This is a genomic window from Actinomadura chokoriensis (assembly GCF_039529475.1).
Classification (GTDB): domain Bacteria; phylum Actinomycetota; class Actinomycetes; order Streptosporangiales; family Streptosporangiaceae; genus Spirillospora; species Spirillospora bangladeshensis.
On record NZ_BAAAMW010000006.1, the window covers coordinates 38,971 to 51,676 of the forward strand.

The window sequence follows — 12,706 nt, forward strand, 5'->3', positions numbered from 1 at the left end:
CGGCATCACGAGATGTACTGAAGGATCACGTTGTGGACGTGGTGGCTCTTGTCGCTGCCGCGGAACTCGACCTCGTAGGTCTGGTGCCCGACGTGGATCGCGATCGACCCGGTCGAGAAGTAGGACCCGGCCCATGACTTGTTGCTGACCACGCTCACCGAGGTGATCTTGGAGTAGGGCACGCTCGTGATCGCGTACTTCTTGCCGGCGAAGCTCTTGTCCTGGATGATCACGCGCCGGTCGGTGAGGCCGATGAACCCGGTGCCCGCCCCGACCGCGTCGTAGACGGCGATGATCTGCTCGCCGGGGATGAGCCCGCTCTCGATCTGCTTGAGCTGGCTCGACCTGTCGTGTTCGATCTCGTCGCCCATCGCTTCCTCCGGTGTTCGGGTGTGCCGCTTCGACGGGCGCACGGCCCGTCCCGTTCCGTACGGAAGTGTCGCACCCCGCGGCGCCGTCCCCGCCGCCACCGCGACCGAGCCGCTGCGAGCTAAAAAAACCTAGTGTATTTGGTTAAATTGCGGACGCCGCACCGGGGTCGCGGACGGCGCCGCGCCCGCGAAAAGATCACCGACTCGATCGCCCTGACCAGGCGTTTGTTCGCGGCCTGGCGACCTGTGCGGTGCTTCACACCCGCCGCCCCTGGACGCGCCCAGGGTTGTGCCAATAAAAACTAGTCTGCTAGTGAAAAATGAGACCCGGAAGGGGTCGGCAGAAATGGATGGCGCAAGATCGAGGGTGCTGGTCGCGGCGTTCGCGTTCGCGGTCGCGCTGACCGTCGCGCTGTGGACGATTCCGCGCGGCGACGCGGCCGAGGCGTCGCACTCCGCCGAGACGTCGCACGCGGCGGAGCCGGCGCAGGCGGCCGGGTCGCCCGCGGCGGAACACGACGGGACGTCGCACGAGGCGTCCGGCGGTGACGGCTGGAAGGCCATGGACGACGCCATGGCCAAGCGGGACAAGAGCTTCCCCGCGGCGACCAAGGGCCAGGGCGGCCAGGACCTCGCCTACAAGGTGCTGAAGGACGGCACCAAGGAGTTCCACCTCACCGCGGAGGCCTTCAAGTGGGAGGTCGAACCCGGGAAGGTCGTGGACGCCTGGGGCTTCAACGGCATGGTGCCGGGCCCGACGATCCGCGCGGACGTCGGCGACAAGGTCCGCATCGTGGTGAAGAACGACCTGCCCGAGCCGACCAGCGTCCACTGGCACGGCATCCAGCTCCCCAACAAGATGGACGGCGTCCCCAACGTCACGCAGGACTCCATCAAGCCGGGCAAGACGTTCACCTACGAGTTCCCGGTGACCCGGATCGCGGACACCTGGTACCACTCGCACTACGACGGCACCAAGCAGGTGAGCAGCGGGCTCTGGGGCGCGATCCAGTTCGGTGACATGCCGACCCCGCACAAGGAGAAGGTCGCGCAGCGGCACATCATCCAGATCCAGGACGCGGGCGTGATCGGGATGACGCTCAACGGCAAGTCCTACCCCGCGACGCAGCCGCTGAAGGCCCGCGTGGGGGACTGGGTGGAGGTCACCTACGTCAACGCGGGCACGATGGCGCACCCGATGCACCTGCACGGCGTGGACCAGGTGATCATCGCCAAGGACGGGTTCCCGCTGGAGCAGACCTACAAGGCCGACACGGTCAACGTCGCGCCCGGCGAGCGCTACACCGTGCTCATCCACGCCGACCAGCCCGGCAAGTGGATCTGGCACTGCCACATCTTCCCGCACTCCGAAGGCGCGCAGGGCATGTTCGGCCTGGTCATGGAGATGCAGATCACCTGAGCGCGGCCCCGCCGCACCGCTCGGACCCCCCCTTTCTCACATCTGGAGTGAGTCAATGTCCACAACCCCCGCGCCGGACGATCCGGCATCGGGCGGGCCATCGGTCCCCGCCCGCAGACGCTGGACCGCGTCGCTGAGCGGGTTCCTGCCCGCCGTCAGCGCGGCGCTCGCGCTCGGCCTCATCGTCGGGCTGATCATGGTCGGCGCCGCGCCCGGCGACCACCGCCACGGCACGCTCGCCGCGTCCGAGGAGGGCGCCCCGTCCTCCTCCGGAGGAGGCGGCGGCGCGGCCCTTCCCGGGAAGGGCAAGAAGGTCACCCTCCAGTTCGAGGAGGGCGACATGTACATCAAGCCGAGCAAGGTCACCGTCCCGGCCGGAGCCGACGTCACGGTGAACGTCGTCAACAAGGGCAGCCAGAACCACACCTTCAGCCTGCTCGGCAAGACGAGCCGGCAGCTCGAACCGGGCAAGTCCGAGACGCAGCACTGGGGCGTGCTCACCGAGTCGACCCAGGCGTGGTGCGTCATCCCCGGCCACAAGGAGGCCGGCATGCTCGTCGACGTCACCGTGACCGGCGGCGCGAGCGCCTCGACCGCGGCGGGCGGGACCACCGCGGCGGCGAGCGGCGCCGCCGCCACCGGCGACCCGGCGGACGCCAAGATCGACCCGGCCGCCAAGCCCGGCGACGGCTGGAAGCCCTACGACCCGACGGCACCGGTCAACGACGGCAAGGACGTCCACGAGGCCACCTTCACCGTCACCGAGAAGGAGCTGGAGGTCGCCCCCGGGGTCAAGCAGACCCGGTGGACCTACAACGGCACCGCGCCCGGCCCGGTCCTCCGGGGCAGCGTCGGCGACACGTTCCGGATCAAGCTCGTCAACAAGGGCTCGATGGGGCACTCCATCGACTTCCACGCCTCGAAGGTCGCGCCGAACGTCCAGATGCGGACGATCAAGCCCGGCGAGACCCTCGTCTACGAGTTCACGGCGCAGTTCGCCGGCATCTTCACCTACCACTGCGGCTCCGACCCGATGATCTACCACATGGGCAACGGCATGCACGGCGCCGTGATCGTCGACCCGCCCAAGCTCGACAAGGTCGACAAGGAGCTGGTGCTCGTCCAGTCCGAGCTGTACCTCGGACCGCAGGGAAAGCCGGCCGACCTCAAGAAGATGCAGGCGGGCGACTACGACGCGGTCGTCTTCAACGGCTACCACAACCAGTACGTCCACGCCCCCATCAAGGTGAAGGCCGGGGACCGGGTCCGGGTGTGGGTCGATGACGGCGGACCCAACGAGAACATCGCCTTCCACGTCGTCGGGACGATCTTCGACACGGTCTGGAAGGAGGGCGCCTACACGCTGCGCCGCGACAACGACGAGAAGGGCGGCGCGCAGGTCCTCGACCTGCAGCCCACGCAGGGCGGCTTCGTCGAGTTCACCCTGCCCGACGCCGGCACGTACCCGTTCCTCGGCCACAAGATGAAGAACATGGCCGCCGGCGGCCTCGGCGTCTTCCAGGTCGGCTGACCCATGTCCACGGAGGTGACCATGACAACCCTCGACACCGGGCGGGCAGCCGTCCCGGCGCCCTCGCCCGTGCCGCTGGCCAGGCGTGTCGCGGCGATCGGTTCCGCCGTCGCGGCGCTCATCCACTACGCGGTCGTGCCCGAGCACCTGAGCGAGTGGTGGGCGTTCGCGATCTTCTTCAGCGCGATCGGCATGTTCCAGCTCATCTGGGCGGTGCTCGTGCACACCGGCGAGGAGCGGTCGGTGCTGTTGTCCGGGCTCGCGGTCAACGCGGGCGTCCTCGCCCTGTGGGCGGTGAGCCGGACGAGCGGGCTGCCCTTCGGGCCCGAGTCCGGGGAGGCGGAGGCCGTCGGCTGGCTCGACGTCCTCAGCGGTGCCGCCGAACTGGTGCTGATCGCCGGGATCCTGCTCACCCTGTACGGCCCGCGCCGCCCGCACGGTGCGGACGCCGGGGACGGTGCGGACGCCGGGGACGGTGCGGACGCCGGGCGTCCCGCGGAACCCGCCGAGCAGAGCGGCTGACCCGCACCCGCGCACAGCCGCACCCCGCACACCGGCCCGCGGACGCCCCGCAAGGCGCCCGCGGGCCTGTGCGCGCGCCTCACCGCGTCAGCGTTCGGTGTCCCGGACGCGGCGCAGGTGGGCCAGGCAGAGGTGCGGCTCCACCAGGGGGTCCAGCCGCTCCGCCGCCAGCGGCACGTCCATCCCGGCGAGCGCCCCCTGGATCAGGCCGAGATGCAGCGGGCAGACGACGTCCGCGTGCTGCTCGGCGACCGTGCCGAAGGGGCAGTTGTGCACCCGGACGCGGATCTCGTCCCGGTCCGGGTGCTTCGCGTCGTGCTCGACCTCGGGGCTGAACCCCATCCCGGCCATCATCCGGTTGAGGCGCTCCAGCGCCTCCGCCAGGCCGAGCCGCTGGAACGGCGCGGGCGGGTCGGCGAGGTGGCGGCCCCAGGCGCGGCCCGCCTCGATCGCGGCCCGCTCCGGATCGGGCAGCATGCCGGAGACGAGGCTCGCCAGCATCTCGGCGAGCAGCCGGTAGCTGTGCCGGCCGTCGGCGGCCTCGGCCCGGTAGACCATGCGCGGGCGGCCGGGCCGGTCGCGGTCCTCGGCCACCCGCCGCACCAGGCCCGCCTCGGCCAGCCCGTCGAGGTGGAAGCGCGTCGTGTTGGGGTGCAGCCCGGCCCGCTCGGCGATCTCGCGCACGCCCAGCGGCGCGGCGCCCGCCTCCCGGACCACCCGCAGGACCCGGGCGCGGCTGTCACCGAGCCCCGCCTCGGCCGCCGCGGGCTCCGCGTCGACCCATTCGCGGTCGTCCATGGGCCGAGTTTATACATACTGACTAGTGAAAATAAGGGGGCGGCGTGCGCGGAAGCAGGGTCAGAGGTAGAGGCCGGTGCCGTGCTCGGGCCGCTCGCTGGCGATCGCGTGCAGGTCGCGCTCCCGCATGACCAGGTAGTTCTCGCCCTGGATCTCGACCTCGTACTGGTCGCCGGGGTGGAACAGCACGCGGTCGCCGGGCTTGACGATCCGCACGTGGTGGCCGACCCCGCAGACCTCGCCCCACACCAGGCGGTTCTCCTGCTCCACGGTCGCGGGGATCACGATCCCGCCGGTGCTGCGGCGCTCGCCGCCGTCCTTCTCGCTCTTGATCATGACGCGGTCGTGGAGCATCTGGACTTCGAACTTGGGCTCGGACACGCCGGCGAGTTTAGCCGTCCGCGCGGGTCAGGGCGTCCCACGAGCCGGCGATGATCTCCGGCAGCGCGGAGCGCACCGGCCGCCAGCCGAGGTCGGCCCGGATCGCGGCGGCGTCGCACAGCAGCACCGGCGCCTCCGGCCGGGCCGGGCGGCGGCGGACGGGCACCGGCCGGCCGGTGGCCTTCTCGACGGCGGCGACCACCTCGTGGACGGCCGCGCCCGCGCCGCTGCCGACGTTGTAGAGGCGGTCGTCGCCGGGGCGGACGGCCTCCAGCGCGCGGACGTAGGCGGCGGCGAGGTCGTCGACGTGCAGGTACTCGCGGACGGCGAGCCCGTCCCCGTTGATCTCCAGCAGCGGGGCGTGCCCGGCGGCCACGGCGAGCGCCTTCGGGATCAGCCGGGTCGCGTCGGGGTCGATCCGGCCGTCCACCGACCCGGCGACGTTGAACGTGCGCAGCACGACCGCGCCGGCCGCGCCCGTCCGGGCGTGGAACCGGACGGCCTGCTCGGCGGCCAGCTTCGACGCCCCGTACGGGCTGGCCGGCGCCGCGGCCTCGCTCTCGGGGATCGGCTGCCGCTCCGGCGTCCCGTACACGGCGGCGGTCGACCCGAACACCACCCGGTCGGCGGCCACGGACTCCAGCAGGTTCACCGTGCCCTGGAAGTTGGCGGCGAAGTACCGCAGCGGCTGCTCGAACGACTCCCGGACGCGGGTGAGCGCCGCGAGATGGCACACGCCGTCGTACGGGCCGCGCGGGAGCCCGTCCGGGACGAGCAGGTCCCCGTGCACGGGCCGCACGCCGTCCGGCAGGCCGGAACTCCGCCGCACCAGCCCGTCGACCTCATGCCCGGCCGCGACGAGGCGCCGCCCGACCGCGTACCCGATGTATCCCGCCGCCCCCGTCACCAGTACCCGCATGCGGCAAGCATCCAGGCCCGCCGCCGCTCGTTCAAGGCAGCGACTCGACCCTCGTGTAGACGCCGGGGTAGCCGGGCTTGGCGCAGCCGTAGCCCCAGGACGTGAGGGCCGCGACGCGGCCGCGGACGAGGAGCGGGCCACCGCTGTCGAACTGGCACGAGTCGGCCGTGTCCGATCCGGCGCAGACCATGTCGGACGGGTCGAAGGAGTCGCCGTAGGCCCGCCGGCACGCGGCGTCGCTCCGCAGCGGTACGCGGGCCGCCCGCAGGCGCGTGTTGAACAGGTCGTTCTCCGACGTGAAGCCCCAGCCGAGGATCGTCCCCGCCCGGGCGCGGCCGGGCGTGCCGAGGACGGCGGTCGGCCGGTGCACGGGCCGCTCGAGCGTGAGGACGGCGACGTCGTGGTGCAGGACGGTCTCGTCCTTGAACGACGTCTCGCGGTACTCGGGGTGGATGCGCAGCGACTTCACCGCGACCGTCTCGCCGCTCCCGCCGGTCAGCTCGTCCCGGCCGAAGGTGGCCGTGAGCAGGCCCGGCACCGCGCGGAAGAGCGCGACGCAGTGCCCCGCCGTGAGGACCCGGTCCGGCTTGATCAGCGCCCCGCCGCAGAACTGCCCCGACGGCCGGACGAAGAAGATCGGCGACCCGACCGCCGCGAGCCACGGGTACGCCGCGGACGAGGCCGGGGCACCGCCCACCACGGCGGACGCCGGGGCGGGCGCCAGCGGCAGCGCGACGGCGGCGCCGAGCGCGGTGAGGGCGGCGCCGAGCACCGCCGTCAGGAGGGGCCTGCGGGCGTGGAGGGCCATCTCGGCAATGTACGGGCATCGAACGCGGGGTGCACGGTGTTCCGGGCGGCCGGATCCGGCGCCTGCTCGTAGCGGGGGAACAGCACGAGGGCGAGCAGCGCCAGGACGAAGCCGCAGGCCCGCAGCAGGAACGGTCCCGCCTCGCGGGGCCAGTCCTCGCCGAACAGGACGCTGCTGGCGAGCAGCAGGTACGACCGCCCGATGACGGTGAGCACGACCGCGACGATCGCGATCCGGCAGCGCTGCAGCGCGACCTGCAACTGCCCGAGCGCGATCGCGGCGAGGCCGATCGTCAGCCACGGGTACGCCGACTGCAGCACCGCCTGGAGGCTGCCGGTCTCCTGGTAGACGATCGAGATGCCGCGGATGCCGGCCTCGGCGAGCCCGGCGCACGCCCCGGCGCCGATGCCGTAGGCGACGCCGGCCAGCTTGCGGGCGTGCCGGCCGCTCGCGCGGCGGTCGCCGACCAGCCACACCAGCGCCGCGATGAGCACCGCCGGGGTGCAGATCGCGATCATCGTCCAGGGGCGGGCGAGGGTGCCCGCCAGCGTGGCGTCGGCGTGCAGGTCGCCCTCTTCGGTGGCCGACAGGCCGATCAGCATCGTCGCGAGCACGAACAGCGCGACGCTCGTCCACTCGCGGACGCTGAGCCGCTCGTCCAGGAACCACACCGCGTAGCCGATGAGCGGCACCAGCGCCACCGCGAAGATCGGCTGCGCGACCGCGAGCGGCAGCGCGGAGAACGCGACGACCTCGTAGCCGAGGCCGAGGAACAGCAGCAGCCCGCCGCCGAGCCAGACCGGGTCGGTGAGCATCAGCCGGGCGACGCGGAACGGGCGGCTGCCGCGCAGCGGCTCCATCCTCCGCGCGGAGGCCCGGAAGATGATGAACGAGATGTAGTAGACGGTGGTCGCGATCAGTGCGAGGGCGGCATAACCCAGGTCGGAACCCATCGGGAGGGACCTCTCGGTGGACGGGGACGGGGCATGTCGTTCGGCGCGCCATCGAATCGACCTGTGCTCTCAGCCTGCCCCGTGCGGCCCCCGGGTGCAAGTATTCGCTTATGCGCGCATCAGTCGTACCGGCGGCCGGTGGTGGACGAAAGACGCGTCACCAGACCGCGTGGGACGAACCGGGCGGCGCCGGCGAGGAGCTTGTACTGCGCGCCCGGGATGCTGAGCTCGGCGCCGCGGCGCAGATCGCGGAGCGCGGTGTCCACGACGTCGTCCTTGTCCAGCCACATGAAGTCCGGCAGGCCGGACATGTCCATCTGGGCGCGGTCATGGAACTCGGTGTGCACGAAACCTGGGCACAGCGCCATCACCCGGACGCCGCCGCGCGAGCGCTGCCGGAGGTCGGCCGCGATGCCCCGGCTGAAGCTCACCACCCACGCCTTGGACGCCCCGTACGTCCCGCGCGTCGCGAACGCCGCCATCGAGGAGACGTTGACCACCGCGCCCCGGCGGCGCTCCAGCATCCCGGGCAGCGCGGCGTGCGTGAGCCGCAGGACGGCCTCGCAGTGCACCTTCAGCATGGTCAGCTCGTCCGACACCGGGACGTCGAGGAACACGCCCCGGTTGCCGAACCCGGCGTTGTTGACCAGGAGGTCGACGTCCTTGCGGACGCGCTCCTCGGCCGCCGCCAGCCCCTCCTCGGCGGACAGGTCGGCGGGCAGGGCCTCGGCGCGGACGGCGTAGGCGTCGCGCAACTCGGCGGCGGTGCGCTCCAGGCGCTCGGCGTCGCGGGCGAGCAGGACCAGGTCGAACCCGTCGGAGGCGAGGCGGCGGGCGAACGCGGCGCCGATGCCCGCGGTCGCGCCGGTGATGAAGGCGGTCGGCATGGCTCCGAGCCTAGGCCGCCCCGGGCCTAGACCGTGCTCCGGGACCGGTCCGCGCGCCGGGCGGTGAAGTGCCGCGGGTCGGGCCGGCGCGTCGCGCGGCGGTAGGCGAAGGTGAACCCGGGCCAGTTGTTGACGACCGTGCCGTCCGCCGTCATGTACCAGCTCTGGCAGCCGGCCTCCCAGACGGTCGTGCGCATCCGCTCGCGCATCTCGCGGGTGAAGGCGTCCTGCACGTCCGGCTTGACGTCGATCCAGGCGAGCCCGGCGCCGCGCAGCGCCCCGACGCAGCCGATGATGTACCGGAACTGCGACTCCAGCATGTAGATGATCGAGTTGTGGCCGAGGTTGGTGTACGGGCCGTACAGCAGGAACAGGTTGGGGAAGCCGCTGACCGTGATGCCGAGGTGCGCCTGCGCGCCGTCGCGCCACGCCTCGTTCAGCTCCCGGCCGTCCCGTCCGACGATCTTCATGGGGGAGAGGAACTCGGTGGACCGGAACCCCGTCCCGTACACGATGACGTCCACGTCGTAGGCGCGGGACGCCGTCTCCACGCCGGACGGCGTGATGCGCTCGATCGGGTCGGTGATCAGGTCGACGTTGGGCCGGGCGAGCGCCGGGTAGTAGTCGCTGGAGATCAGGATCCGCTTGCAGCCCATCGGGTAGCCGGGGATGAGCGCGTCCCGCAGCGCCGGGTCCCCGATGCCGTCCTTCAGGGTGTTCTTGAACCGGTTCTCCAGCATCGCCATCAGCTTCGGGTACTTGATGAACCCCAGCGCCCGCGCCTCGTACGCCGCGTAGGTGTAGCCGCGGTTCAGCTCCCACAGCCCCGGCAGGTTCCGCATGACGGCCCGCTGCCACGGCCGGTACACCCGGTCGGGCTTGTCGATCACGTACGGCGCGGAGCGCTGGAAGAGCCGCAACTCCGCCGCGTCCTCGGCGATCTCCGGGACGAACTGGATCGCGCTCGCGCCCGTCCCGACCACCGCGACCCGCTTGCCGCGAAGGTCGGTGCCGTGGTCCCAGCGGGCGGAGTGGAAGCTCGTCCCGGCGAACGAGTCGCGCCCCTCGACGTCGGGCAGCACGGGCCGGTTCAGCTGCCCGCACGCCGACACCAGGACCCGCGCCTCGAGCTCGCCGTTCGTGGTGGAGATCCGCCAGAGCGCGGCGTCCTCGTCGAACCGCGCCTCGGTGACCTCGGTGCCGAACCGGACCTTCCCGAGCACCCGGTACTTGCGGGCGCAGTGCCACAGGTAGTCGAGGATCTCGGCCTGCGGCGGGAAGCGGCGCGTCCAGTCGGTCTTGCGCTCGAACGAGAACGAGTACAGGGCGGACGGGATGTCGCAGGCCGCGCCCGGATAGGTGTTGTCCCGCCAGGTGCCGCCGACCCCCTCGGCCTTCTCCAGGATCACCACGTCGCGGACGCCGGCCTCCTGGAGCCGGATCGCCATCCCGATCCCGCCGAACCCGCTTCCGATGATCACCACGCTGTGCGTCATGGCCGTCCCGAACCTCGTTCTACCGCGGTACCCCGAGCCTAGGTGACCACGAGGTCACTGAACAGGTACCGCGATCGGCCGGTTTTCTGTCGGTGCCGTCTGCCAGCATCCCGCCATGCTCCACGACACGCTCGCCGCCTCGGCGCGCCTGGACGACGGCCTGGACGGCGTCCGGCTCGCCGCCCTCGCGGACGCCCGCTGGGCGCTCGACCTGCTGGCCCCCGAGGTCTTCCCCGAGCTGCTCGACGCCCGGCTCGTCCCGGCGAACGCGCGGGAGCCGTGGTATTTCGGGCTGGTCCACGACCGGCGCGAGGAGCAGCGGGCGGCGACCCGCGCCGAGTTCGACCGGCGCCTCGCGGCCTGCTCCGACGCCGAGGGCAGGGCCTTCCTGGTCTCGTTCCTGCTGGCGGCCCGCGAGAGCGACTGGCTGCTCTGGCTCCACGCGTCCGCCCTGCGCGGCGCGTCGTCGCGGTTCGGGGGCTGGTCCCGCGGCGAGGCGGCGGTCCTGCTGCTGTGCGCCGCCGACGTCGCCGACGGCGGCCGCATCCCCGAGGCGCTCCACGTGGCCCTGACCGCCGCCGAGGCCCTCGGCTCCAACGACCTCCGCGAGCTGGAGCCGGCGCTGCGGCACGCGTCCGCCCGGTTCGCCCGCCTCGACGTCCCGATCGGGTACCGGCCTTCGCTCGCCGAGCGGCTGTGGTCGCTGCTGGAGTCCCTGGACGAGGCGCACGTCCCGGAGGGGCTGCTCCCCGTGCACGACTCGTGGGCCGCGCCCCTCCGGAGGCTCGCGCAGGAGGCGCCGACGGTGGAGGCGGCCCGGTTCGTCCGGCACCTGGCGGGGCTGACCGTGCCGCGCCCCTCGCAGAAATGGCGCCGGACGTGCGTCTCGCTCTGCGACGGCGCCTCGGCCCGCGACGCGGTGGCCCGCTGCCTCCGCGGTCTCATCGAGGACGAGCCGGCGGGCGCCGGGCCGCTCGTGCACCGTAACCACGGCGACCTCGCGCGCGGCATCGTCTGGGCGGCGGCGCTGACCGGCGGCGCGCCGACGGTGCCGGGCCTCGGCGCGCTCGCCCGGCGGATGGGCCTGTCGGGCTACCGCCCGCCGGAGGAGCAGAAGCTCGCCGGCGCGGCGATCAACGCGCTGGCCGCCGTCGACGACCCGGCGGCGCTGGAGTCGCTGTGGCGGCTGCGGGCCGAGACCCGGAACCGGGCGCTGCGCAAGCAGCTCGACACCGCGCTCCAGACGGCGGCGGGGCGGCAGGGCATCACCCCGGCGCAGCTCGTCGAGCGGACCGTCCCGTCCCATGGCCTGGCCCCGGACGGCTCAGCGGAGCGAACGCTCGGCGAGCACACGGCGCGGGTCGCGGTCGAGGACGCGGCGACCGTCCGGCTCACGTTCGCGGGCGCGGACGGCCGCCCGTCGCGGACGGCCCCGGCCGCGGTCAAGGACGGCTTCCCCGACGAGCTGAAAGCGCTCAAGGCCCTCGCCAAGGAGGTGCGGGGCACGCTGTCGAGCGAGCGGGCGCGCATCGAGGGCCTCCTGTCGCAGGACCGGGCCTGGCCCTACGGCGAATGGTGCGAGCACTACCGCGACCACCCGATCACCGGCGCCGTCGTGCGCGGCCTGATCTGGGAGTTCCAGGACGAGCACGGCGACTGGCGCGCCGCGCTCGCCGACTCCGCGGGGAAGGGAGTCCAGGTGCGCCTCTGGCATCCGATCCGGGCGGCGGCCGGCGACGTCCGCGCCTGGCGGGAGCGGATCGCCGACGAGCGGATCCGGCAGCCGTTCAAGCAGGCGTTCCGCGAGATCTACCTCCTCACCCCCGCCGAGGAGGAGACCGGGACGTACTCCAACCGGTTCGCCGCCCACATCGTCCGCTACCCGCAGCTCTACGCGCTGTTCAGGGAGCGCGGCTGGCAGGCGAACTTCCTCGGCCGCCACGACGGCGGGTACAGCGGCGAGGCGTACGGCGAGTACGGCGGCGGGGAGTGGCGGGCCCGCTTCTACCACGAGCCCACCGAGGAGGACTACGACTACGCCCCCGACTACGCCGCGACCGACCAGGTCCGGTTCGAGCGGAAGACCGGCCGCCACCGGCAGGAGACGCCCCTGTCCGAGGTCCCGCCCGCCGTGTTCAGCGAGGCGATGCGCGACGTCGACCTGTTCGTCTCCGTGACCTCCATCGCCGACGACCCCGCATGGACCGACCGGGGCGAGGACCGCTACACCGCCTACTGGCGGGCGGCGACGTTCGGGGAGCTGACCGCGACCGCCGAGGTCCGCCGCGCCGCGCTGGAGCGGATCCTCCCGCGCACGAAGATCGCCGACCGCTGCCGCATCGACGGCCGCTCCCTGGTCGTCCGCGGCGAACTCCGCACCTACAAGATCCATCTCGGCTCGGCGAACGTCCTGATGGAGCCCGGCGACTCCTACCTCTGCATCGTCCCGGCGAGGGGCGGGGGCCGGGGCGCGCCGTTCCTCCCGTTCGAGGACGAGCGGCTCTCGCTGATCCTCAGCAAGGCGTTCCTGCTCGCCGCCGACCACACGATCACCGACCCGGCGATCCTGCGCCAGCTCGGGCGCTGATCACCGGAAACGCGGGGAACCGCCGGTGCCTTC

Annotated in this window: 12 protein-coding genes; 4 read left to right on the plus strand and 8 right to left on the minus strand. The window is 72.6% G+C overall.

Going from position 1 to position 12,706, the window contains the following annotated elements; translation table 11 throughout:
• Positions 1-5 precede the first annotated feature (5 nt).
• Entirely contained in the window at positions 6-371 is a 366-nt protein-coding gene (locus ABFX46_RS15460; RefSeq protein WP_346042789.1) for a PH domain-containing protein, read from the minus strand.
• Positions 372-717: 346 nt separating this feature from the next.
• Here ABFX46_RS15460 and ABFX46_RS15465 point away from each other — a divergent pair, with 346 nt between their 5' ends.
• Genes ABFX46_RS15465 through ABFX46_RS15475 form a run of 3 tightly spaced genes read left to right on the plus strand, consistent with a single transcriptional unit; the run spans position 718 to position 3,844 of the window.
• Positions 718-1,791, plus strand: a complete 1,074-nt coding sequence (locus ABFX46_RS15465; protein ID WP_346042791.1) for a multicopper oxidase family protein — start codon at positions 718-720, stop codon at positions 1,789-1,791.
• 55 nt (positions 1,792-1,846) lie between these two features.
• Positions 1,847-3,322, plus strand: a complete 1,476-nt coding sequence (locus ABFX46_RS15470) for a multicopper oxidase domain-containing protein (RefSeq protein ID WP_346042793.1) — start codon at positions 1,847-1,849, stop codon at positions 3,320-3,322.
• A 21-nt stretch (positions 3,323-3,343) separates the two neighbouring features.
• Positions 3,344-3,844, plus strand: coding sequence for a hypothetical protein (locus ABFX46_RS15475; RefSeq protein ID WP_346042795.1), 501 nt, complete (start codon positions 3,344-3,346; stop codon positions 3,842-3,844).
• A gap of 87 nt (positions 3,845-3,931) precedes the next feature.
• Here the strand turns inward: ABFX46_RS15475 and ABFX46_RS15480 are convergent, their stop codons facing one another.
• The 7 genes from ABFX46_RS15480 to ABFX46_RS15510 form a co-directional block, all read right to left on the minus strand.
• Positions 3,932-4,642 (minus strand): helix-turn-helix transcriptional regulator, encoded by a 711-nt coding sequence (locus ABFX46_RS15480; RefSeq protein WP_346042796.1) that lies wholly within the window; start codon positions 4,640-4,642, stop codon positions 3,932-3,934.
• A gap of 60 nt (positions 4,643-4,702) precedes the next feature.
• The gene (locus ABFX46_RS15485) at positions 4,703-5,023 is read right to left on the minus strand and encodes a GroES family chaperonin (RefSeq protein WP_346042797.1); all 321 of its coding nucleotides are present in this window, start codon (positions 5,021-5,023) and stop codon (positions 4,703-4,705) included.
• A gap of 10 nt (positions 5,024-5,033) precedes the next feature.
• Complete coding sequence (locus tag ABFX46_RS15490) at positions 5,034-5,942, minus strand: NAD-dependent epimerase/dehydratase family protein (RefSeq protein WP_346042798.1); 909 nt, start codon at positions 5,940-5,942, stop codon at positions 5,034-5,036.
• A 31-nt stretch (positions 5,943-5,973) separates the two neighbouring features.
• On the minus strand, positions 5,974-6,750 hold the full coding sequence (locus tag ABFX46_RS15495) for a serine protease (RefSeq protein ID WP_346042800.1): 777 nt from the start codon (positions 6,748-6,750) through the stop codon (positions 5,974-5,976).
• On the minus strand, positions 6,720-7,703 hold the full coding sequence (locus ABFX46_RS15500; RefSeq protein ID WP_346042802.1) for a DMT family transporter: 984 nt from the start codon (positions 7,701-7,703) through the stop codon (positions 6,720-6,722). The genes ABFX46_RS15495 and ABFX46_RS15500 overlap by 31 nt, the downstream gene beginning before the upstream one ends.
• Positions 7,704-7,822: 119 nt before the next feature.
• Positions 7,823-8,590, minus strand: a complete 768-nt coding sequence (locus ABFX46_RS15505) for an SDR family NAD(P)-dependent oxidoreductase (RefSeq protein ID WP_346042803.1) — start codon at positions 8,588-8,590, stop codon at positions 7,823-7,825.
• Between the two features lie 26 nt (positions 8,591-8,616).
• The gene (locus ABFX46_RS15510; RefSeq protein ID WP_346042805.1) at positions 8,617-10,086 is read right to left on the minus strand and encodes a flavin-containing monooxygenase; all 1,470 of its coding nucleotides are present in this window, start codon (positions 10,084-10,086) and stop codon (positions 8,617-8,619) included.
• A 115-nt stretch (positions 10,087-10,201) separates the two neighbouring features.
• On the opposite strand from ABFX46_RS15510, the gene ABFX46_RS15515 reads away from it, so the two are divergent.
• Complete coding sequence (locus ABFX46_RS15515; protein WP_346042806.1) at positions 10,202-12,673, plus strand: DUF4132 domain-containing protein; 2,472 nt, start codon at positions 10,202-10,204, stop codon at positions 12,671-12,673.
• Positions 12,674-12,706: the final 33 nt, after the last annotated feature.

Bases quoted from the DNA above. Each gene is read 5' to 3' on its own strand.
- ABFX46_RS15460 (WP_346042789.1), bottom strand. From the start codon at position 371: ATGGGCGACGAGATCGAACACGACAGGTCGAGCCAGCTCAAGCAGATC.
- ABFX46_RS15465 (WP_346042791.1), top strand. From the start codon at position 718: ATGGATGGCGCAAGATCGAGGGTGCTGGTCGCGGCGTTCGCGTTCGCG.
- ABFX46_RS15470 (WP_346042793.1), top strand. From the start codon at position 1,847: ATGTCCACAACCCCCGCGCCGGACGATCCGGCATCGGGCGGGCCATCG.
- ABFX46_RS15475 (WP_346042795.1), top strand. From the start codon at position 3,344: ATGACAACCCTCGACACCGGGCGGGCAGCCGTCCCGGCGCCCTCGCCC.
- ABFX46_RS15480 (WP_346042796.1), bottom strand. From the start codon at position 4,642: ATGGACGACCGCGAATGGGTCGACGCGGAGCCCGCGGCGGCCGAGGCG.
- ABFX46_RS15490 (WP_346042798.1), bottom strand. From the start codon at position 5,942: ATGCGGGTACTGGTGACGGGGGCGGCGGGATACATCGGGTACGCGGTC.
- ABFX46_RS15495 (WP_346042800.1), bottom strand. From the start codon at position 6,750: ATGGCCCTCCACGCCCGCAGGCCCCTCCTGACGGCGGTGCTCGGCGCC.
- ABFX46_RS15500 (WP_346042802.1), bottom strand. From the start codon at position 7,703: ATGGGTTCCGACCTGGGTTATGCCGCCCTCGCACTGATCGCGACCACC.
- ABFX46_RS15505 (WP_346042803.1), bottom strand. From the start codon at position 8,590: ATGCCGACCGCCTTCATCACCGGCGCGACCGCGGGCATCGGCGCCGCG.
- ABFX46_RS15510 (WP_346042805.1), bottom strand. From the start codon at position 10,086: ATGACGCACAGCGTGGTGATCATCGGAAGCGGGTTCGGCGGGATCGGG.
- ABFX46_RS15515 (WP_346042806.1), top strand. From the start codon at position 10,202: ATGCTCCACGACACGCTCGCCGCCTCGGCGCGCCTGGACGACGGCCTG.